Origin of the sequence: Chryseobacterium sp. MHB01, from assembly GCF_034651565.1 — a bacterium.
GTDB classification, from domain to species: Bacteria; Bacteroidota; Bacteroidia; order Flavobacteriales; family Weeksellaceae; genus Chryseobacterium; species Chryseobacterium nepalense.
In genome coordinates, this window is sequence record NZ_JAYEDA010000010.1 from 168,288 (window position 1) to 191,662 (window position 23,375).

General features: G+C 36.2%; 18 protein-coding genes. 14 read left to right on the forward strand and 4 right to left on the reverse strand.

Going from position 1 to position 23,375, the window contains the following annotated elements; translation table 11 throughout:
- The first annotated feature begins 4 nt into the window (after window positions 1–4).
- From U9K52_RS16385 to U9K52_RS16395, 3 genes are all read left to right on the forward strand, one after another.
- Window positions 5–6,487, forward strand: coding sequence for an RHS repeat-associated core domain-containing protein (locus U9K52_RS16385; RefSeq protein ID WP_322927378.1), 6,483 nt, complete (start codon window positions 5–7; stop codon window positions 6,485–6,487).
- On the forward strand, window positions 6,487–7,119 hold the full coding sequence (locus U9K52_RS16390; protein ID WP_263601434.1) for a hypothetical protein: 633 nt from the start codon (window positions 6,487–6,489) through the stop codon (window positions 7,117–7,119). The genes U9K52_RS16385 and U9K52_RS16390 overlap by 1 nt, the downstream gene beginning before the upstream one ends.
- A 127-nt stretch (window positions 7,120–7,246) precedes the next feature.
- Complete coding sequence (locus U9K52_RS16395) at window positions 7,247–7,738, forward strand: hypothetical protein (RefSeq protein ID WP_322927379.1); 492 nt, start codon at window positions 7,247–7,249, stop codon at window positions 7,736–7,738.
- A gap of 136 nt (window positions 7,739–7,874) precedes the next feature.
- Here U9K52_RS16395 and U9K52_RS16400 read toward each other — a convergent pair whose 3' ends face one another.
- Both U9K52_RS16400 and U9K52_RS16405 read right to left on the reverse strand, forming a co-directional pair.
- Complete coding sequence (locus U9K52_RS16400; protein ID WP_322927380.1) at window positions 7,875–8,639, reverse strand: exonuclease domain-containing protein; 765 nt, start codon at window positions 8,637–8,639, stop codon at window positions 7,875–7,877.
- A 63-nt stretch (window positions 8,640–8,702) separates the two neighbouring features.
- The gene (locus tag U9K52_RS16405; protein WP_322927381.1) at window positions 8,703–9,416 is read right to left on the reverse strand and encodes a CDP-alcohol phosphatidyltransferase family protein; all 714 of its coding nucleotides are present in this window, start codon (window positions 9,414–9,416) and stop codon (window positions 8,703–8,705) included.
- A 143-nt stretch (window positions 9,417–9,559) separates the two neighbouring features.
- Between U9K52_RS16405 and U9K52_RS16410 the strand changes: the two genes are divergently transcribed.
- The 9 genes from U9K52_RS16410 to U9K52_RS16450 all read left to right on the forward strand — a co-directional run bounded on the left by U9K52_RS16410 (window position 9,560) and on the right by U9K52_RS16450 (window position 20,698).
- A complete protein-coding gene (locus U9K52_RS16410; protein ID WP_322927382.1) occupies window positions 9,560–11,491 on the forward strand; it encodes an LTA synthase family protein in 1,932 nt (643 codons plus the stop codon).
- Between the two features lie 150 nt (window positions 11,492–11,641).
- Window positions 11,642–12,058 (forward strand): DUF2147 domain-containing protein, encoded by a 417-nt coding sequence (locus tag U9K52_RS16415; protein ID WP_072885114.1) that lies wholly within the window; start codon window positions 11,642–11,644, stop codon window positions 12,056–12,058.
- A 111-nt stretch (window positions 12,059–12,169) separates the two neighbouring features.
- Window positions 12,170–13,150, forward strand: coding sequence for a pyruvate dehydrogenase complex E1 component subunit beta (locus U9K52_RS16420; RefSeq protein ID WP_248391236.1), 981 nt, complete (start codon window positions 12,170–12,172; stop codon window positions 13,148–13,150).
- Window positions 13,151–13,271: 121 nt separating this feature from the next.
- Complete coding sequence (locus U9K52_RS16425) at window positions 13,272–15,266, forward strand: KUP/HAK/KT family potassium transporter (protein ID WP_248391238.1); 1,995 nt, start codon at window positions 13,272–13,274, stop codon at window positions 15,264–15,266.
- A gap of 67 nt (window positions 15,267–15,333) precedes the next feature.
- Complete coding sequence (locus U9K52_RS16430) at window positions 15,334–15,807, forward strand: Fur family transcriptional regulator (protein ID WP_029294631.1); 474 nt, start codon at window positions 15,334–15,336, stop codon at window positions 15,805–15,807.
- Complete coding sequence (locus U9K52_RS16435; protein ID WP_322927385.1) at window positions 15,800–17,563, forward strand: OstA-like protein; 1,764 nt, start codon at window positions 15,800–15,802, stop codon at window positions 17,561–17,563. The genes U9K52_RS16430 and U9K52_RS16435 overlap by 8 nt, the downstream gene beginning before the upstream one ends.
- Window positions 17,564–17,997: 434 nt before the next feature.
- Entirely contained in the window at window positions 17,998–19,173 is a 1,176-nt protein-coding gene (locus U9K52_RS16440; RefSeq protein ID WP_322927386.1) for an aspartate aminotransferase family protein, read from the forward strand.
- Window positions 19,174–19,430: 257 nt separating this feature from the next.
- Complete coding sequence (locus tag U9K52_RS16445; RefSeq protein ID WP_066433531.1) at window positions 19,431–19,817, forward strand: START-like domain-containing protein; 387 nt, start codon at window positions 19,431–19,433, stop codon at window positions 19,815–19,817.
- A gap of 74 nt (window positions 19,818–19,891) precedes the next feature.
- On the forward strand, window positions 19,892–20,698 hold the full coding sequence (locus tag U9K52_RS16450; protein ID WP_322927387.1) for an aminotransferase class IV: 807 nt from the start codon (window positions 19,892–19,894) through the stop codon (window positions 20,696–20,698).
- 278 nt (window positions 20,699–20,976) lie between these two features.
- On the opposite strand, the gene U9K52_RS16455 is transcribed toward U9K52_RS16450, so the two are convergent.
- Window positions 20,977–21,525, reverse strand: coding sequence for a YqgE/AlgH family protein (locus U9K52_RS16455; RefSeq protein ID WP_248391246.1), 549 nt, complete (start codon window positions 21,523–21,525; stop codon window positions 20,977–20,979).
- 24 nt (window positions 21,526–21,549) lie between these two features.
- On the opposite strand from U9K52_RS16455, the gene pdxH reads away from it, so the two are divergent.
- Window positions 21,550–22,194, forward strand: a complete 645-nt coding sequence (gene pdxH / locus U9K52_RS16460; protein ID WP_248391248.1) for a pyridoxamine 5'-phosphate oxidase — start codon at window positions 21,550–21,552, stop codon at window positions 22,192–22,194.
- A gap of 139 nt (window positions 22,195–22,333) precedes the next feature.
- Here the strand turns inward: pdxH and U9K52_RS16465 are convergent, their stop codons facing one another.
- Window positions 22,334–22,624, reverse strand: coding sequence for an HU family DNA-binding protein (locus tag U9K52_RS16465; RefSeq protein WP_029294646.1), 291 nt, complete (start codon window positions 22,622–22,624; stop codon window positions 22,334–22,336).
- A gap of 400 nt (window positions 22,625–23,024) precedes the next feature.
- Here U9K52_RS16465 and panD point away from each other — a divergent pair, with 400 nt between their 5' ends.
- Window positions 23,025–23,375, forward strand: coding sequence for an aspartate 1-decarboxylase (gene panD, locus U9K52_RS16470; RefSeq protein WP_322927388.1), 351 nt, complete (start codon window positions 23,025–23,027; stop codon window positions 23,373–23,375).

Genomic DNA, 23,375 nt, shown 5'->3' on the forward strand with positions numbered 1-23,375 from the left:
CATTATGAAAAAAATTATATTACTTACTGTCCTATTCGTGTTTTACAATCTATATGGGCAGAACAATTTCCATGATACACAGGGGAAAGTAGAAGTAAATGCCGGAGGGCAGCTGCAATATACACTTCCTATTACTCTTCCTCCGGGGGTGAAAAGTGTCTCGCCTAATATTAGCCTTATGTATTTAAGTAACTCCAGCAATGGTATTGCTGGATATGGATGGACAATCTCAGGCATTACTTCTATCACCAGAACAGGGAAAAGCATTGAACGGGATGGTGACATTAAAGCAATTCAGCTGGGTTATTCGGATTCTTACAGCTTTAACGGGCAAAGGCTTATTCTTACTCCTGATAGTCCTGCTGCTTATGGAGAAGATGGTGCTACCTATATAACTGAGAAATTTTCCAATATAAAAATAAAATCTTTGGGAACATATCCTGTTAATGGGCAATTGGCCGGACCCGCAGAATTTGAAGTGACATTTGAAGATGGTTCGCAGGCGTGGTACGGAGTTTATAAAGCCGGTACCAGAAATAATGTTACAGTAACATCGCCTTCAGAATACAATATTGTAAAATGGAAGGATGCACAGGGGAATTATATCTCATACAATTATGAATATACAGCTCATTCGGGAGGGTTTAATTTTCCCGGGACACTTAGAATATCCTCTATTTTTTGGGGAGGAAATGAACTCCTGAACAAACCCCACTATAATTCGGTCGAATTTACTTATACGGAAAGAAATTTAAAAGAACAGGCCTATATTCAGGGATTAAGATTTATACAAGATAAAATTTTATCAGGTATTATCGTAAACACGAACGGCTCACAATTTAGGAAGTATCTGGTTGAATATACAAATAATAGCACCAATTACCAGTTTCTGAATAAGATTACCGAATATAATGCGAATAATGAAGCAGCAAATCCTGTGACCTTTACATATCCGGACAGAACAGGAACCAGTATTGCCGGAGAAAATTTTGGCTCTTCAACATTAGAAGACGTAAAACTGACGGGTGACTTTAACGGAGATTCATACATAGATTTCATAATGTCTAATGGTACGGTAAAATTAGGTGCATTTAACGATAATTATACTGAGGTTGCTACTAATAAGGTTTTTAACACGGAGGCAAAAGTAGTGACCACGATGCTTGATGAAGAAGGACAAATCTACAATGGAAATGGAATTGTTCAATATGAATCCGGAAAAGTTGTAGGGTATATTTTCAGAGCTAATAATTTTGTCAAAGTATTTGAAAAACTGGTATATGCTGATCCTAGCTGTATAAATCAAGGGAATAACAGTTGTAATTTACAAATGGCTTCATTTAACGAAGGCGATATTAACGGAGATGGTATTTCGGATGTATTTGTAACGATTAATAAAAGGATTGGGGAATGGGTTGAGATGCCTTGCAATGGCACAACACCTGTTATTGGAGTAGGAATAGATGACGGAGGGCCATGTTACGGATTTCAACAATATACTCAATTAGCAGGCAATTTTATAGTTGATTTAAAAAATGCTAACAATCCATTGTATTCTTATACTCTTGATGCAGGAATTAGCGACAGTCAATATACCGATCAAAAATATTTTGATGTAGACGGTGATGGAAAAGTTGATATAATTAATATTTCAAATATTTCTTATACAGTATTTGAATTTGCAAAAATATCGGCTACCGAATACCTTAAAAAAATAAAGTTCACAGGCAATTTAGCTGAAACCAAAGGAACGGGCTTTCCGGTACTTTTCGGTGATTTTAATGGTGATTCAAAACTGGATTTCACACTGCCGCTTACCGAAGGAAAAACAGGAAAAGATGACTGGAGGTTTTATATAGGTACGGGAACAGGATTTAACAGCTTCCGAAGAAATGATTTCTTAGTATATAAAAATGTTTCCACTACAAATAACGGATACTGGTTACAATTCAGTAAAACATTTTATTCGATATCAGACCTTAATTCTGATGGAAAATCAGATATAGTGCAGGTGTATTCGTATTCAAACTCATCCGGAAGCAGTTACAGGTCAATTGGTGTTACCGTCAATTCAATTACTTCTAATGGCACCAATATGACGGATGGAAGCATTAATTTTGATTTTGAAAATATTTATTCTTTTCCTTCATCTGGAACTTACACCTTAACCCAGCCTTATGACGACCTGTCCATATATCAGCCTATTACCAATACAATCAGATCAAATAATAATTATTACAATGTTTTCCTGTTTAGAAAAGATGTTTTGCTTAAAGTCAAAGCACCTACTTCTCTTGCAGAATTAGCCAGAATAAAATCTATTTCACAGGCAGGACTTACTACTTCTGTTACTTATGCAGAACTAAATCCGGATACAAATTCTAATTATTATAAAAAGGAAAAGAAAGAATACTATCCTTTCTTTTCTATGCAGCGTGCAGACCAGTCATACGCTGTGGTACAGCTAAAGCAGGCGGGCAGAAAACAGAATTTCCGATACAGGGGTATGACTGGGCATTTGCAGGGAAGAGGAATGTTAGGGTTTAACCGGTCGGCACGCTCTTCTTGGTACGCAGATGGCTTTGAGAATACCAAAATATGGTCTGGTGTAGAAACAGATCCGCAAAATGAAAGTGTTCCCGTAAAAGAATGGTCGATAAGAACCAATGATGAAAGCAAAATATTCCCGGCAGATATTTCTGAAAATAACACTCAGCTTCTTGCTTATAAAGGAACAACTTATCAAACGGATAAGCTTTTAAACGGGCAGGTGGTAACTACAGTTCCGGATGCCGATAAGCCAAAAGTAGTAACGGCTATTGTTCCTAAAACCACAAAGACAAAAGATTTTATTACCAATACCCTTGCAGTAAGTTCTATTTCTTATGGCAGCTATTATCTTCCATCGCAAATAGTATCCAATATCAATAACGGATATGCCATCAATACGACGACTTATGAATATCTCCATAATCTGGCGGGGGTTGGAAGCAATTATTTTACCGGGCGGCCGCTCTCCAAAACAGAACAGGTTACAGCGTACGGAGACACTCAATCTGCCAAAGAAGGGTACACCTATGATAATAATCTGCTAAAAACAGTTAAGAAATGGAATAAGAATAATACAGGCTATATCTTAGAAACCTACTCATATGACGATTTTGGAAACATCACTCAGAAAATAAGCACCAATTCTGTAGATGGCCAAAGCATTACTGAAAAATCGCAGTACGAAGACAAAGGGCGTTTTGTTAACAAAAAAACGGATAATCTGGGGCTGGAAACATCGTTTACGTACAACAATTGGGGGCAGACCCTTACCCAGAAAGATCCTTTTGGGAATATGCTTACGAATGCATATGATAACTGGGGTAAGCTAATTTCCTCTACGAGTACGCTCGGGGGTACAACTTCCTATACTTACGAAAGGCTTTCCGGTAATGCAGGTACGAAAGTATCAGAGTTTTTGCCGGACGGGGATGTGAAGATCGTATATACCAATACGCTGGGACAGAACTATAAAACAACCACAAAAGCATTTGTACAGGGGAAATATATTTCCGCAGAAATACAATATGATATATTGGGAAGAAAACTGAAAGAATCCGAACCCTATTTTGAAGGGCAGTCTACATCTCAATGGAATACTATTGCTTATGACGATACGGTGTACCCTGCCAAAGTAACGGCGACTTCTTTTAACGGTAAAAAGATACAAACCACTATCTCGGGCTATACCACAACTGTAAAAGAGCTGAACGGTTATAACAGAACCACCAGCAAAACAACCGATGCTTTAGGAAACGTAATGAGCGCTACAGACAAAGGTGGAACCATTGTATTTTCTTACAATGCAGCAGGGCAGCAGATAAAAGCAAAATATGATGATAATACAGTAGTTACAGGGTACGATGATTGGGGAAGGAAAATGAGCTTTCATGATCCTGCTAACGGTCTGTACAACTATGAATATACGGGCCTCGGAGCCATTAAAAAAGAGATCAGCCCGAAAGGATATAAGGAATACACTTACGCATCCAACGGATTACCTGTGCACGTAAAAGAAATTTCTAACGATGGTGTTTCTACTCAAAAAAATTATGAATTTGAGTACAATCCTTACGGGCAGATCGCAAAAAAATATGGCGAAGCCAATGGCAGGTATTTTGCGCAGAACTTTACTTATGCTACAGACGGAAGGCTTACGGCGCATACAGAACAGTTTGAGGGGAAAACATTCTTTAAAGATGATATACAGTATGATGCACTGGGCAGGGTTTCGCAGTTTCATCAAGGCCTGCAATCTCAGGGTGGTACAACTCAAGTAACCTTACAGAATAACTACAGCAGCTGGAACGGAGACCTGGAAAACCTATCTGATGCCAACAGCGGAAAAACCCTTTACCAATTGCAGGAAACCAATGCCAAAGGGCAGGTGCTGAATGCATCACTGGGAAATACCCAGATCAGCAATCAGTATGACAGCTTTGGTTTCTTGTCCCAGGTGTCTCATGTTTCCGGAGGTGCGGATTTGATGACACTGGATTATAGCTTTAATGCCATAAAGAATGAGCTGAACCATCGTTACCACAAGAATTTCGACATCGACGAAGTTTTCGAATATGATGATAACAACAGACTGGTTAACTGGACAAATCCTAAAACAGGGCAATTGTCTTTTAACGAATATGATGAGACAGGAAGAATAAGATACAACGACCAGCTGGGAGAAATAGGTTTCAGTATTGGCGGAAATCCGTACCGGGTTACGCATATGAAGCTGAATGCAGAAGGAATACAGAATTATGACCTCAACGGGCAGAGTAGGGTGCTTCAGAAAATTACCTACAACGAAAACAACGATCCGGTAAAAATAGACGGTACCCGTGGCGACTATGCTTTCGGATACGGGCTGTCTGAAAGCAGGCAGATCATGTACTACGGTGGAAACTTTGAGAAAGAGCAGGAAGCCAGATACGCCAAGTATTACAATGAGGGTGGCGATGCCGAGATTATTATTGACCAGAAGAGTGGAAAAGAAAAGCATATCCTGTACATCGGCGGCTCGCCGTATGAAAGCAGCATTATCTATGTTAAAGATTTTAACGACGACAAGGGCTACAAATTCCTACACAAAGATTACCTGGGAAGTATTCTTGCCATAAGCGATGAAGAAGGCAATGCCGAAGAACGCAGGCACTTTGATGCATGGGGAATCTTTACCCATCTGCAAATAAAAGAAGGAGGCATACTAAAAGGTCAGGCATTAGAAGAGTTTTTGACAAACAAAGCCATGCTGATAGACCGTGGCTATACTTCCCACGAGCATCTGCACGAGGTAGAGCTTATCCACATGAACGGAAGGCTGTATGATCCGCTGTTAAGAAGATTCCTGAATGCAGACGAAAATATACAGGATCCTGCCAATTCCCAAAACTACAACAAGTACGGGTATGTAATGAATAACCCCATGATGTATAATGACCCGACTGGGGAAATATGGGCAGCAGGTTTCTTTTTATCGTACGTAGTTCCTGTAATTTATGGTGCCATTGTAGGCGCGGTAATATCTGCCGGAATTTATACGATAAAATCTTTGATAACCAATAGCTGGACTTGGGGAGGATTTGGTAAAAGTTTGCTGGTAGGTGCTGTCACAGGAGCTATTTCTGGCGGATTTTCTTCTACCTTTGCAGCTACAGGAGTTAGAGGTGCTGTGGTCATGGGGAGCGTACAGGGTGCCATAGGTGGAACTGTAGACGCCTTGGTAAATGGTAGAAATTTTGCTAAAGGTTTTTATACAGGAGGATTGGTTGGTGCAGCAATGGGTGCAGTAAGTTATACTGTTAGCTTCTTTGCACAATCAAGATACACTTCTGAATTAACAAAAGCTGAATACGATAAATTGGGAATACCAGAATCAGAAGAGGCACTGGAACCATCAAGAAATACTCTAAGAAAGATGTTTAAGGAAACAGGATGGGATAAAATGAATACTGGCGCAAAACAATTTTATGTAGACCAACCAGGAGGCAACTACATAAGAAAAGGAGATCTTTATTATAACACTATAACAAAAGAAGATGTAATTGCTTATACCAGACGTAATTTTTGGGATGGTAATACGTCGAGTATTAATTTTTCAAAAGCTGCGTTTGGTTCTAAAATAAAGTTAGGGTTTACAATGATGCACGAACTGGGTCATTCTACGATAAATCTTAATGATAAATTAAATAGTTTTTTACAGGTGAAAACAAAAAGTGGTTATGAACCTGAATTACTTTTTCCTGGTGTAAGTAAATTAACCATTGAGCATGGAGCAATTTGGGGTATTGAAAGAGATTTCCTAAAATTAAATGGCTTAAATAAGTTATCAGGTTTTTTTGATACGTCACTTGAAAACACATTTAATAATTATATTTACAATAGTGTGCAATTTAGACGTGTATATGATGCTATCAAGCACTTACCAGTAAAATTAAAATAATGAGAAGGATAGTTACAATTATATTTATTATTTTTTTAGGTTGTAAAGACACTAAAAACGAAATTTATAAGGATAACATTTCAGTTAATATTGCAAAAAAAGAGATGTTAGATAGTAATAGTTTATTGGTAGAGCTGTGGTTCACCAACAATAGCACAACGAACTATTTAATACCGATATTTCCTAATTATATGCTGGAAAATAGAAAGAAACTATTTAACCCTGTATTTGGACAAATAATTACTTCCGATTTCACAGACAATATTGATTATAAAATGAACATTTTATTGGAGAATTATACCGAAAGATATCTTTACAAGGGAGCATCACATGAATCATACAAAATGGCTGTATTTGCAGATTATGAGGGATATGCCAATTCTGTGCTATTCATTCCTAAGAAAACAAAAAGAAAGATGTTTTTAATATTTAATTTATATGAAAATTGTAATGACACTCCACAAAAATGTAATGCAATTTTTTATGATGATGTATCAAGGATCAGTTTTAATATTATAAATCAGTCTGAAAATATTAAAGCATTAGATTCATTATTAAAAAAAGAAAAAATCGATTATACTATTTACAATAAAGATCTTATCTTGAAAGATTCATTATTTATTAATAAGTAAGTATCAACTGAAATAAAGCAGATTACAGCAATATCATAACTTCTGCTTATTACTTTTTTTCGTCTTTTTTAATACATTTGATGCATTACAAAAAGTAATTTATTTTATAAAAGAATATTACACAACTATGAAAAAAACAATTTTAGTAAGTCTTGTGGCAATGTCTCAATTAGCATTTTCACAAGTAAGCTTATCCAAAAATAAGCTTGTAAAAGACGGGCAGGTCTATAAGGCTTCTCAGTACAAAGAGGTGTTTCAAAATGAGCAGGCTTTGATATATTATAAAAAGTACAGGGCCAACAGTACCGTATCTCAGATTTTCGGGGCAATAGGCGGTGGCTGTATGGGATATGGGCTGATAAAAGTGTTAGACGGCGGCGAAAAGCTGGTGAGTGTAGATCAGTATGGCGTAGCCCGTACAGAAAAAACCAAAAACGAAGGCTGGAGCATGGTAGGGATTGGAGCCGGTTTGGTTGCCATAGCCATACCTTTTGCTATTTCTTCAAAGAAGAACCTGAACAAAGCCATTGATACAGAAAATGGTAAAGGAACGGCTTTCCGGCCTTACTTTAAGCTGGAAAATGCAGGTGCAGGTGTGGCACTTAGCTATAATTTCTAGGCATTATTTTATAAAAACCGACTCCGCTACAATATATTAGCGGAGTCTTTATTTGTTGAAATTATTTTTTCAAAAGCTGCTCTATAATCTTATTCTGAGCTTCTACCAATTGGGACTAACCCAGTTCGCTCATCCTTTAAAATCTGCTTGATAACTGAATTTTAGTAAAGATCTTTTTTGTATATAAAGGAAATTCTGCATTCTGAAGCCAGCCATAATATCCAAGGTCTTTCTGGAAAACAGAAGTTACGGTTTGCCCCTTATATTTTCCGAAAGCAAAAATTTCCTGCCCTTTTTCATTAAAATGAATCATTCCTGCAAGATCTGCAAATTTATTCTGTGACGAAAAACTGCTAAGATCTGCAATTTCGTTCGGTACATCATCATATTTTCCAACCTGTGCATCCAGTACTTCAAAAGTTGCCATGACATCGGCTTCAGCAGAATGAGCATTTTCAAGCGTTTTTCCACAGTAAAACTGATAGGCGGCTCCTAAATTCCGGGGCTCTTTTTTAAAGAAGATGGTTTGTGCATCCACGAGTTTGAATTTGTTCAAATCAAAATCAAAATCTGCACGAAGCAACTCTTCAGCTAATAGGGGAACATCAAACCTGTTGGAGTTGAAACCGCCCAAATCCGCTCCTGTAATCATTTCCATTACTTTAGGAGCAATTTCTCTGAATGTAGGAGCATTTTTTACATCTTCATCATAAATTCCATGGATTTCGCTGCATTCTTTAGGAATAGGCATTTCCGGATTTACCCTCCAGGTTTTGCTTTCCCGGGAAGCATCAGGATTTACTTTTAAAATGCAGATTTCCACAATCCGGTCTTTTCCGATATTGGTTCCTGTTGTTTCTAAATCAAAAATGCAAAGCGGTTTATATAATTTTAAGTTCATTTGTTATAATTTGAAAATTTGAGAATGTGTTAATTTGAAAATGGAATCACAATAAAATCAATCCTATTTCAATTGTTTTTGAAAGATAAGGGAAATTAAGATGTAATAAATAATGACTAAAGGAATTCCAACCGTTTTAAATATGGCCAAAATAGCAACTGCACCAATCAGCAAAGCTATTTTAGGGTAGTTATCCTCAAGTTTCATTGATTTGATTTTCATCGCAATCATTTTAATAGGTGAAATCAGAAGCCATGATGAAAGTATGGTTAAAATAAGCATTAACGTGCTGTTATTTACTAAATGAACAAAGATTTCTTCATGCCTGAAAGCGTAATATAATCCAAAAATCAATATCGTATTGCTGGGGGTGTTCAGGCCTTTGAAATAGTATTTCTGCTCTTCATCAAGATTGAAAATAGCCAGTCTTAAACAGGAAAAAAGTGTTATTAAAAATCCAAAATATTTAATTTCAAAAGGAAGCTGCAATCCTGATATTTCATTACCTAACGGTTCCAGGATCTTAAACATGGTAAGCCCGGGAATCAGACCGAAACTCACCATATCCGCCAAAGAGTCAAGCTGGGTTCCCAAATTGGAATTCGATTTTAAAGCTCTGGCTACAAAACCGTCGAAAAAATCCAAAATCAACGAAAGAATAATACAGACTGCGGTTGTCTCATAATCTCCGGATAGAAGATGTACCGCACCAACACAGCCCGAAAACAGGTTCCCAAGCGTAATAGCGTTGGCCAGATTATTTTTAATAAAATTCATAAACACAAAATTAAAACAATTAATTAATTTACCAATGTATCAGGATATGCAATGTAGCAATAATTGTACAGCCTCTCATTGTTTCATTGTTACATTGATAAATTGTTATATTGCCAGATTAATTTTTGATGTAAATTTGCGCCATGAATTTTTTTAAGGAGTTTAGAAAACAGGAGATTCTGGGGCTTTTGTACAGGATCTTTTTAGCCTATTTTTTCTATCAGATCGCAAGATTTTTGTTTTGGTACTTCAACAGGGATTTAATAAAGATTGATTCGCTGCAGGATTATTTCAGTCTTTCCTTCCACGGAATTGCATTTGATACCACGGCAATTTTATATGTCAATGCGCTTTTTATTCTTTTAAGTATTATTCCTGTTATCGTCAACACCAAAAAAAATTACCAGAAGTTTCTTTTCTGGCTGTACTTTATTACCAATGGAATTGCTTATGCCATGAATTTTGGAGATATAGTGTACTTTAGATTTTCGCAGATGAGGCTTACATCGGCTGCGCTTCAGGTGGCACAACATGAAAACAATATTTTTAAGGTTTTTACATCCTCAATCGCTCAGAATCCATTTGTGATTATTTGGTTTGTTCTTTTGATGGCACTGTGGATTTTTCTCTATAAAAAAATAAAAGTTCAGGAAAATAAGCCTGATCGATTGGTTCCTTACTTCGTGTGGTCCACAATAACACTTTGCTTAATTGCTGTTCTCGCTGTCGGCGGAATACGAGGGGATTTCAAACACAGTACAAGACCGATCAACCTGGTAGATGCCAATCGTTTTGCCAAGCTGCCCTCCCAGGGAAACATGGTGCTGAACAGTACGTTTTCGTTCTTCAGAACTTTGAATACGAACAATTTTAAAGAAGTTCATTTTGTTGACGAAAAATTTATAGAAGAAAATATTCATCCTTACAAATTATATGAAAGGAAAGTTGAAGATAAACCCAATATCGTTATTTTTATCGTAGAATCTTTTGGGAGAGAATATTCGGGCGCCTTCAACAGGGATAAGAATATTAAAGATTATGTTTCCTATACCCCGTTTATCGACAGTCTTGCTGATCAAAGTCTTATTTTTCCGAATACTTTTGCCAACGGAAGACAGTCTATCCATGGAATGAGTTCCGTACTGGCCGGAATTCCGAGCCTTACAGATGCGTTTACCAGTTCGCCATATTCCAACCAGAAAATACAGTCTATTGTTTCGGTTTGTAATGAAATGGGGTATGATACGTCTTTTTATCACGGTGCTCCGAACGGTTCAATGGGTTTTTTAGGTTTTGGAAATATTCTGGGCTTTAAACATTATTTTGGAAAAACGGAATACAATAACGACAATGATTTTGATGGAATGTGGGCCATCTGGGATGAACCGTTTTTACAATATTTTGCTAAAAATACGGGGAAAAAACAGCCCTTTATGGCTACGGTTTTCACGGCATCTTCTCATCATCCCTTCAAGATTCCCGAAAAATATAACGGAAAATTCAAAAAAGGAAAAAATCCGATGCATGAACCTATTCAGTATACGGATTATGCCATAAAAAAATACTTTGAAACGGCTAAAAATCAGCCCTGGTTTAAAAATACCATTTTTGTTTTCACGGGAGACCATACCAATGAAGTGTTTTATCCCGAATACGAAAAGATCATGAACCGTTTTGCCGTTCCCTTGATTTTCTATTCTCCCAATCCTGAATACCATCTCAAAGGCGTAAACCCTGAATTTGCTCAGCAGATTGATATCTATCCTACATTAGCAGATCTCATCGGATACAATAAAAAAATCAGAAGTTGGGGAAGAAGTCTGGTAAATGAAAATCAGGAAACTCCGATTATTGCCAATTCGGACGGTGCCGTGGAGCAATTTATTATCGGCAATTATATATACCGATTTGATGGTAAGGAGATCGTGGGTGTTTTTGAAAAAACAGATCTTGGACTTGAGAAAAATCTTATGGATCATTTGAAAAATAAACCTGAAGTCCAAAAAGGAATGCTTATTGCCAAAGCATGGTATCAGGATTATATGGACAGAGTGATTAACAGAAAGTTATATTAATTTATAAAAATACTTTAACTATTTGATTTAAAATGAATCTATAATAATATATGTTCAGGATAACAAAAATTTTTGTTATGTGAAAATTAATTTCTATTTTTAGCGATATAGATAACAAAATAATGTATTTGAAATTAAAACTATAAGAATATGAGAAAATTATTATTAACCTTCATTCTTTCTTTTGTCGGCGTTTTATCGTTTGCTCAGATTGAAGGAAAATGGAAAACAATAGATGACGAGACAAAACAGGCAAAATCTATTGTGGAAATCTATAAAAAAGGAGACCAGTACTACGGAAAAGTGTCCCAGCTTTTGATAAAGCCTGCCAATCCGAACTGTGTAGATTGTAAAGATGACAGAAAAAACAAGCCTATTCTTGGGATGGAAATTATCAGAGGGTTGAAAAAAGAAGGTGATGAATTCACCGGAGGAACTATTACCGATCCCAAAACGGGGAAAACTTACAAGTGTACCATCAAAAGAGAGGGAGATAAGCTTAACGTAAGAGGGTATCTTGGTTTTTCTCTTATCGGAAGAACACAGACCTGGTATAAGGTTAATTAATTTTTAGCATTAATAAAAAAATAATACACGGCATTTCAGAAATGAAATGCCGTTTTTGTTATGTAATAATAAAAAAACACTATTTTTGTACTCTAAATTTTTCAAATAAATATGGCAGAATATACTTTTCGTGAGGTAATTGCACAGGCAATGAGCGAGGAAATGCGTAAAGACGAATCCATCTTTTTAATGGGGGAGGAAGTAGCAGAATACAACGGTGCATATAAAGCTTCAAAAGGAATGCTTGATGAATTTGGTCCAAAGAGAGTAATCGATACACCTATCGCAGAGCTTGGTTTTACAGGGATTGCTGTAGGAGCTGCGATGAATGGTAACAGACCAATTGTAGAGTATATGACATTCAATTTCTCATTGGTTGGTATTGATCAGATTATCAATAATGCGGCAAAAATCCGTCAAATGAGTGGCGGACAGTGGAATTGTCCTATCGTTTTCCGTGGTCCTACTGCTTCTGCAGGTCAATTGGGTGCTACTCACTCTCAGGCTTTCGAAAACTGGTTTGCCAATATTCCGGGGCTAAAAGTAGTGGTTCCATCAAACCCATATGATGCAAAAGGATTATTGAAAACAGCAATTCAGGATAATGATCCTGTAATTTTCATGGAGTCTGAACAGATGTACGGAGATAAAATGGAAATTCCTGAGGAAGAATATTATTTACCAATCGGAAAGGCTGACATTAAAAAAGAAGGGAGCGATGTAACTTTGGTATCTTTCGGGAAAATCATGAAGCTTGCGATTCAGGCAGCTGAAGATTTGGCTAAAGAAGGAATTTCCGTGGAAGTAATTGACCTTAGAACGGTTCGTCCTCTGGATTATGATACTGTTTTAGCTTCAGTTAAGAAAACAAACAGATTGGTTGTGCTGGAAGAAGCGTGGCCGTTTGGTTCCGTAGCTTCAGAAATCACTTATATGGTACAGCAGAAAGCATTTGATTATCTTGATGCGCCTATCAAGAGAATTACAACTCCTGACGCGCCGGCTCCTTATTCTGCTGCTTTATTCGCAGAATGGTTTCCGAAACTTGAAAAAGTGAAAGAAGAAATCAAAAAAGCGATGTACGTAAAATAATTAACATAATTATAGAGAAAAACTTCCGAAAGGAAGTTTTTTCATTTATTATATTCATGAAGAAAAATTCTTGGGGTTGTAAATTTGATTTAAATTTGCGCTTTTAAATAAATTAGCTAATATGGCAGAAGTTGTAGAAAGCGGTCATCACTTTGACATTAAAAAGCTTTCTTTCATTGGAGTTTTGGTTTCTCTGGGTATTGTTTTCGGAGATATTGGTACTTCGCCGCTTTACGTAATGAAAGCAATCGTAAATGCAAGAGAAAGCGGAAGCACGATGCCTTTCAACGAATATATTGAAGGTGCGCTTTCCTGTATTATATGGACTCTCACGCTTCAGACCACTATCAAATATGTTATTATTGCTCTTCGGGCGGATAATAAAGGAGAAGGCGGAATTCTTGCCTTATTTTCACTGGTAAAAAATCTTAAAAAAGGCTGGCTTTATCTTATTGCTATTGTAGGAGCGGCTGCACTTATTGCTGATGGAGTCATTACTCCTTCTCTTACTGTAATGTCGGCTATTGAAGGTCTTGAGATCTACAATCCACACACGCCGGTAGTTCCTATTACCATCGGGATTTTGATCATCATTTTCTTTGTTCAGCAATTTGGGACCAGCTTTATCGGGAAATTTTTCGGGCCTGTAATGGTGATATGGTTTCTGGTTTTAGGGGGGCTTGGTGTATCTCATTTAAGCGAAAATATGGAAATCCTAAGGTCATTCAATCCGTATTACGCATATAAACTGATTGTTAATTCTCCGAGTGCTATTATTATTTTAGGAGCCGTTTTCCTTTGTACAACAGGAGCTGAGGCACTGTATTCCGACTTGGGACATTGTGGGGCAAAAAATATCAGGGTAAGCTGGGGTTTTGTGAAAATCATGCTGGTTTTAAATTATCTTGGCCAGGGAGCCTGGCTTTTAACAAACTATACCAAACCTGGTTTTTCAGTGGTTAATCCTTTCTTCGGAATTATGGAAGAGTGGATGGTGATTCCGGGAGTTATTTTGGCAACAGCTGCTGCAATTATTGCAAGTCAGGCCTTAATTACAGGTTCATTTACCATTTTCTCAGAAGCAATGTCTCTGAACTTATGGCCGAATCAGAAAATTGATTATCCTTCAGGAGTAAAAGGACAAATGTACATTCCGAGAATCAACTGGGGGCTTTTGCTGTTCTGTATTGTTGTAGTACTGCACTTTAAAGAATCCGGAAAAATGGAAGCAGCCTATGGTTTATCCATCACTGTAACCATGTTGATGACAACCGTTCTGCTGGTTTTCTGGCTGTTGAAAAAAAGAGTCAACAAATTATTTATACTGGTTTTCGCACTGGTATATATGGCAATAGAACTGGGCTTCTTCAGCGCCAACGTTATTAAGTTCATGGAAGGAGGCTGGATTACAGTAGTATTGGCAGGATCAATAGGAATTTGCATGTATGCATGGTACAACGGGAGATCTATTAAAACTAAATTTATCAAATTTATCAAGCTGGAAACATATATTCCAATCATCAAAGACATGAAGCTTGATGAAACAATTCCTAAATATGCCACCAATCTTGCTTATCTGAGCCGTGCTAAAAAAAATGACGAAATAGAATCAAAAATTATCTATTCTATTATTAAAAAACAACCCAAAAGGGCAGATCATTACTTTATTCTGGCTATTACCAATCAGGAAGATCCTTATACTTTCAAATATACCGTGGATGAAGTTCTGCCGGGAACAATTTATAAGATCAATTTCATGTTAGGCTTTAAGATCGACAGGAGAATCAATGATTATTTTGATATGGTTCTGAGAGACATGATGGCAGACGGAACAATTCCTTCAAGAAGCAGCCACCCTTCACTAAGAGCCCATAATATTCCGCCGGATCTTAAATATGTGATCATAGATAATACCTATATCAACGATATCCTTCTTACGGTAAAAGAGAAAATTATCCTTAATATTTATAATTTTGTTAAATATATTGGAAGTGATGATTTCAAAGCATGGGGAATCACTTCCCACAATGTTGTGGTGGAATCTGCACCGATGACAGAAGACTGCGTAAGTAAATCGAGAATAGAACAATGCGGTTTCATCCGTCACAATAGTTAAATTCTTTAACATTCCGGTACAATATGTATTTAAATAAAAATCAATAAATTTGTATATAATTTTTTTGATGGATACAATACAAAAAGAAAAAAATATTGCACTGATTAAAGATGTTTTAAGAAACTACTTACTTGAAAAAGGTTTCAGAAACACTCCTGAACGATATACAATATTAGAAGAAATATACAGTATGGATCATCACTTTAATGTTGATGATCTGTACCTTTTGATGCTGCAGAAAAAATATCACGTTTCCAAAGCGACTATTTACAACACCATTGAGATCTTTCTCGATGCGGGCCTGATCCGTAAACATCAGTTCGGAGAGAAAACATTAACTTCTTCTTCCTACGAAAAATCTTATTTCGATAAGCAGCATGATCACCTTGTGATCTATAAAAAAGATTCTGATAAGGAAATTGAGGAAATTATAGAATTTTGCGATCCGAGAATCCAGGGAATTAAAGAAGCTATTGAAGAAGCATTCGGGGTGAAGATTGATTCTCATTCACTGTATTTTTATGGTACAAAGAATGACTAACCGATCATTAAGACTGCTCACAGGTCTTTTTATTTGTATTTACTCTTTTATTTTTGCTCAGGACAACAATCAGAAACCTTTGCAGAAGGATCCTTATTTTACTCCTAAAACGGTTCCGCAGAAAAATGCACCTCCTCCGGAAAAAGTAAAGCATATACATTCCGATGAATTGCGGAAGGACCCTGATAAATATGACGGAAATAACTATTTTACCGGAAATGTGCAGTTTGAGCATCAGGGATCATTGCTGAATGCTGATCTCGTGATTGTGTATGAAGGGCAGAATTTTGTAAAAGCAATAGGAAATGTAAAACTTCAGAATGCGGATGGTTCCGTAATTACTGCAGATGAAATGGAATATGACGGTAATACCCAACGCGGAATTGCAAGGAAAAACGTAGTGCTTACAGATCCTAAAGGAACGGTGATCAAAACAGAAACCATGTATTACGACAGGGTTTCGAATCAGGCATATTACAACACGGGAGGAACAATCAATGATGGTAAAAGTACAACCTATTCCAAAACCGCAACCTATTTTCTGGCTACGAGAACCATTGATCTTTCCGGAAGAGTAAAAATCGAAGATGCGCAATACGTTCTGGAAGGTGACAATGTGGTTCAGAATCAGAATACCAACATTGTAAACATCAACGGTCCCACAACGATTATTAATAAAAAAAATCCGAAAAACCGTATCGTTACTGATAAAGGAAATTACAATACGAATACGAAAGAAGCTTTTCTATACAGGAATTCGAAAGTGTATTATAATGATAAAATCCTCACCGGAGATGAGATGTATTATAACCAACTCACAGGATTTGGTAAGGCAACAGGAAATGTAACAATTGATGATCCTAACGAAAGAAGATGGATAAAGGGCGGATATGGAGAGATCTTTGAAAAGAAAGATTCTGCCATGATGACGAAAAATCCTTATGCCGTGAAAGCACTGGAAAAAGATTCCATGTATTTTGCTGCAGAAAAGATCATATCGTTCCAAAGACCGGATTCTGCTAATATTAATGTTAAAAAAAGCTTTCTCCGGGCATTCAGGAAGGGAAGGTTTTACAAATCCAACGCGCAGGGAAGAGCCGATTCTATTGCTTTCAATGAAACAGACGGTGTTTTGCATATGTACACAAAACCTATTTTATGGAGCAACGGAAAACAGGTAACCGGAGATAAAATTGAGGCCTATTTTAATACTGAAAAAGAAAATATTGATTCTCTGAAAGTAATCGGAAATGCTTTTGCCATAAGCAAAGTAGATTCACTGAATATGAAAGATGAATTCAACCAGGTAAAAGGAAAGCTGATGACAGTTTACTATGGAGAAGATAACAATATCAAAGAAGCCAAGGTAATCGGAAATGCGCAGGCAATTACATATTCTGATGATGTAAACGCGCAAACGAAACAGAAAGAGAGAATCGGGATATCACTCAGTACATGCGGAATTATTGATGCTATCTTTGAAGAAAAAGCATTGTACGTGGTAGAATGTAATATCGGTGCCAATTCAGATACTTATCCGATGAGTATGATTGAACCTGCAAAGCGAAAATTTCCGGATTTCAACTGGAATACCAAAGACAGGATATTAAAATGGCAGGATATTCTGGTAGATACACCTAATTACCCTGAAATAAAATATGAATCAGATACCACCCTTTATGATTCTGCACAGAAAGTTATCGATGATGAAAGGGCTAAAGAGGAAGCCAAAAAACCAAAAAGGGTTCGCAGATAAATTTAAGTACAAAATTGATTATTGATACTCACCATTTTATTTCCAAATGGTGAGTTATTTTTTATAAACCTTTTGATATTGTATGTTTGCTGCTTTTTTTATGAAAAATTCAAATAGTTCAAATTATCTTTTTTTCACTAATTTGTGAATATTAAATTCTCATATTAATTGAGGTTTAATAGCGTAATCATTTCATCAATTGTGGAATTGAATTGTTATATGAGAAAAAAAATGCAATTTTTTTGAAAAATTTGTATTTGGAATAATTTTTTTGCATATATTTAAACCATAAATATTGTTAATCTATATTAATATTTTGTGATTTGGTGGTTTCGCTTACAGCTTCTGGCTGTAAGCGTTTTTATTTTACCACATTAATTTCGGCGTTTAATGAATGTTTTTTAGCTTTGCTGAAATTTTTCAATACAATGGAAATGCAAAAAGATTTTTTTATCTATCAGGCACAAACCACAAAATTTGCAGCAGGATTTGAAGTGGAAAAAGCAGAAGGAAGCTATATTTATGGAACCGATGGAAAAAAGTACCTGGACTTTGTAGCCGGAGTTTCTGCAAATACACTGGGACATTCCCATCCTAAAATAGTAAATGCCATTAAAGAACAGGCCGAAAAATATCTTCATGTGATGGTTTATGGTGAATATGCACAGGAAAAGCCGGTCGCTTTATGTAAACTCCTCGCAGAATCAACTCCGGATCCTCTGGAAATTACTTACCTCGTCAACAGTGGTGCGGAAGCAATAGACGGGAGCCTTAAACTGGCTAAAAGATATACAGGAAGAGAAGAAATTATTTCATTTAAAAATTCGTATCACGGCAACACCCATGGAGCGCTAAGTGTTTCCGGAAACGAAACGCACAAAAGAGAATTTCGTCCGCTGTTACCTATGGTGAGTTTTATTGAGTTCAATAATGAAAATGATTTTGATAAAATCACGGAAAAAACAGCCTGCGTTATCATGGAAACGATTCAGGGAGCAGCAGGATTTTTAGTTCCTGATCCGGATTATTTAGTAAGATTAAAGAAAAGATGTGAAGAAGTAGGGGCTTTATTAATTCTTGATGAAATTCAGCCGGGATTTGGGAGAACCGGAAAGCTCTTCTCATTTGAGCATTTCGGGATTGTCCCGGACATCCTGGTTATGGGAAAAGGAATGGGCGGTGGAGTGCCGGTAGGAGCTTTTATGAGTTCAAAAAAAATCATGGAAACACTGGCATATTCTCCAAAGCTTGGTCATATTACCACTTTTGGGGGGAATCCGCTTATTGCAGCGTCGAGCTATGCAACTCTGAAAGAAGTTCTGGAAAGCGGACTGATGAATGAAATTGATGAAAAGGAAAAATTATATAGAAAACTTCTCGTTCACCCGAAAATTAAAAATATTAACGGAAAAGGCTTAATGCTGGCGGTAAATCTTGGATCTCCAGAATACACCTTAAATGTTGCCAAAAGATGTATGGAAAAAGGTCTTATTGTTTTCTGGCAGCTGTACAGAAATGAATACCTCAGGATATCACCACCGCTTACGATTTCAAAGGAAGAAATCATAGAAGGCTGTAATATTATTATGGATGTTCTGAATGAAAATTAAAAAGCAGAAGACATCGAATTTTTTCGATGTTTTTTTGCTTTACCAGATTAAAAAATATATTCCGGACAGAGAAAAATGTTGGTAAAAAATGCTTTTGAAAAATCTTATCCGGCGCCCGTATTTATTACAAAAATAAGATCATTGAATTATTTAAAATTTCTGACAAATATCATGAAGATTATGTAAAAAAGTAAATACATTTTTGTGTAATAAAAAAATTAATTTATATATTGCGGGACGATTAAAACAAAGATTATATGGCGAAACATAAAGTCCATTACGAATTTCCAATGCATTGTTTATCAGAGATTTTATACGAATATCTGGCGACTGCAGAGGGGTTGTCTGAATGGTTTGCGGATGAGGTGACAGAGAAAGGGGACGACTTCTATTTTAGCTGGGGAGGCGGCCCTGCAGAAAAGGCGACTTTAATACGATATAAGCCTGAAGGTTTCGTACGTTTCAGATGGGAAGAGGATGAAGGGACGAAGCATTTCTTTGAAATGACAATCACAATCGACGATATTACTGAAGATCTGGCGCTGAATATTACAGACTTCTGTGAAGAAGGAGACGAAGAAGAAAATGCAATGTATTGGGAAAACCTTATCGAAAACCTTAGAATAAAATTAGGTGCCGCTTAAACGTAAGCTGTATTGCAGATAAAACTGATGAACGATTTATCGTTCATTATTTTTTTATAATAAATCATAATAAATTGGAAAATCAATATTTTACATCAGGAGAATTGGATGTTAAGAACAGAGCATTTCTATCGGGAGATACAGTGAAGGTTTCATTCTTTGTAAGAGATGCAAAATTAATCATGGATGAAGAATGTTATTTCTTTCTAATGGCCTCCATGAGAAAAATGAGAATGAATATTCCGCTATCTTATACCCTGGAATTTTTCCAGTCTGTTTTCAATAAAGAGGTCATTGAAAGGGGAGTGAAAAACGGGATCATCAATTTTCAGGTATTCCGGAATATGGATGGAATTACCTTATCAAAATCTTCCGTGTCTTATTATTATGAAATCGTGGAAATGAACGATGTATTGTCTGTTCACGAAAGGTCGCTGGAACTGGATCTGATCAAGGAAATTAATGTCAATAATAACCTTTTGAGCAATATCCGTGTTCATAGTCCCGAAAATATTTATGGTGAAATCTATGCGCAGGAGAACGATCTTGATGACGTAATCTTTTTAAATCCGGCGAAAAGAATTGCAAGGGCTGGAACCGGCAACCTTCTATTTCTGGAAGGTGATGTCATTAAAGTTCCAAAACAGACTGAAGGAGCTTATATTTCGCCTTTAATGGAGAATTTTGTTACCTTTTTACATAAAAATAATCTTGCGGATATTCAGGAGCATGAAATTATTGCTTTTGAGTCTCAGAAAGCGGAAGAGATTTTATTGATATCGGAAGAAAAAGGAATATTTTCAGTTGGTAAAATAAGAAATAAAACTTTCGGGAAAAACCGATTCTTAGAATTAGCAGAGGCCTGGAGAAAAAGTTTTTAAAAATTGACAAACCCGGTAAACAACAAAAGTTCCAAAAGTCCTTTACCGGGTTTTTATTCTGAATAATCAGAAATTGTATGGTAATAGATATTCATCGGGAATATCAAAGAATTTTTGTGTGAAAAATGGTGTAGAAAGTAATAATACAGCACGCCGTCTGATTGCTCTCATAAAGGTTAAGTTTTGGTTAAACAAATAACGGAAATTATTTGAGAAAATTAGACTAAAAATATCTTAAATATTTGTTAAAGTTAAAGTGCTTAAAGCTATAACCGGTTTTAATTCAGGGAGATGTCTTCCGGAGAGTTTGCCCAAAGCAGGTATTCACCGCCAAGATTCTGCATAATAGATTTCCAAAGCGTCTGGTCATTTGGTAAGGTGTAATCCAGATTATAAACATCTACAACAGTCCACATTTTACGCTGAATTTCTTCATCAAGCTGCATGGAAGTCCATCCCGAATATCCTGAAAATATTTTAACATCATTGATGCTTAATTCACTATTTAAAACAGCGCTGATAATATTTTCAATATCTTCCGTAAGGTAAAAATCCGGGGTAATTTCTATAAAATGTTCTGTTACTTTTTTGCCTTTAACGATAAAAAAAACCTTATCATTCTCTACAGGGCCGCCATCATAAACTTCAATCTTAAACTCGAACATATCTTTAAACTTGTCGCTCATCTGGCTGTTTTTCTTATTCAGAATTAAGCCGAATGCGCCCTGCTCATTATGTTCAATGACCAATACTACCGAACGGGAAAAAATATCACCGGAAATATCAGGTGTGGAAATTAATATTTTACCTTTGTAGGAGTAATTCATACTCAAATTTAATAAAAAATATTTATGGAAAACCTGCACGATAAAAGAAAAGTGTACGAGAGATCCCAACTTATTGAAAGTGAGATAAAACAAAATCCTATCGAGCAGTTTAGGGATTGGTTTATTGAAGCTTCCGAAAATCCGGCGATCTCGGAAGCTAATGCTATGGCTGTTTCTACAATGGAGGAAGATGGCTGCCCGCGTACAAGAATGGTTTTGCTTAAAGCATATACTTACGAAGGCTTTATTTTCTACACCAATTACCACAGCAGGAAAGGAAAAGCCATTGAAAAAACACATAAAGCATGTCTTCACTTTTTCTGGCCTACACTAGAGAGGCAGATTATAATTAAAGCCAATCTGGAGCGTATCGCTGAGAATCTGAGCGACGGCTACTTTCATTCACGTCCGAAAGGCAGTCAGCTGGGAGCGGTCGTTTCACCGCAGAGTCAGGAAATTCCGGATAGGGAGTTTCTGGAACGGAAGTTAGCGGATCTGGAAAAGCAATACGAAAATACTGAGGTTCCGCGGCCTGAAAATTGGGGTGGCTACATTGCAAAACCTTATGAAATAGAATTCTGGCAGGGAAGACCAAATCGTTTGCACGACAGGATTATTTATGAATTAATTGATGGTCTGGATTGGAAGATTTCACGTTTGGCGCCTTAGTTAATTCTTGGAGTACCTCTTGGTGAATGATGACAGTGAAATCTACCGAAAGAGATTTCTGAGGCTTCCCTAAAGCCATATCTCAATAAAAAAACCTCATCGAATGATGAGGTTGATTTTTTTTAATTAATCTGAATGATTATTTTTTCTTAGCTCCAGAAACTGCATTTGATAAATCAGCTCCCGCCTTGAACTTAGCAACTTTTTTAGCAGCAATTTTGATTGGCTTTTTGGTAGCAGGGTTAATACCTTGTCTTGCAGCTCTCTCAGCAACTGAGAAAGTACCGAATCCTACTAAAGAAACTTTTCCGTCTTTTTTCTTTAAAGTAGTCATTACATTGTTGATGAATGATTCTAAAGCAGCTTTAGCTGCAACTTTAGTGATACCTGCATCTTTTGCGATTGCGTCGATTAATTCAGACTTGTTCATAATTTTTTTAATATTAAAGTTAGTTCGTTATAATAGCAAATATAATACTATTTTCTATATGTGCAATTTTTTTATAAAAAAATAAGTAATTTTTTCATTTTTAACTTAAATTAGTTAAAATATGATAATTTACGTTTCCACGTAAAATGTACGATACACGTCACTAAAATCATGCCAAATGCTTATGTACATTGACTTTATGAAAATTGTTGTATTGGTTTTTGTATTTATTAAATCCTAAATTTTGTGTAAAGTAATAAGACTTTTCATAATTATTTGAAGAATTTATAATTAAAAATAATAACTGTTACATTTTAAGGAATTAAATGTCTGTGCCACTGATGGTTTTAAAATCATTCTAAAAAGTCATTTTATTGATTTTTATTAATAAATTTGCACTATGTTAATAGAAGTTTTTAAGTCTAAGATTCACAGGGTGAGAGTTACGGCTTCTGACCTTAATTATATCGGCAGTATTACAATAGATGAAGACCTTATTGAAGCAGCGGGTCTTGTTGTTGGAGAAAGAGTATATATCGTAAATGTAAATAACGGTGAGCGTTTTGATACTTATGTGATCAAAGGAAAAAGAAAATCCGGAGAAGTTTGTCTTAACGGGCCGGCTGCCAGAAAAGTACAGAGGGACGATATCATTATCATTATCGCTTATGCACAGATGACTCCTGAAGAAGCAAGAGATTTTCAGCCAAAAATTATTTTCCCGGACGAAAAAACAAATCTTTTGACGTAA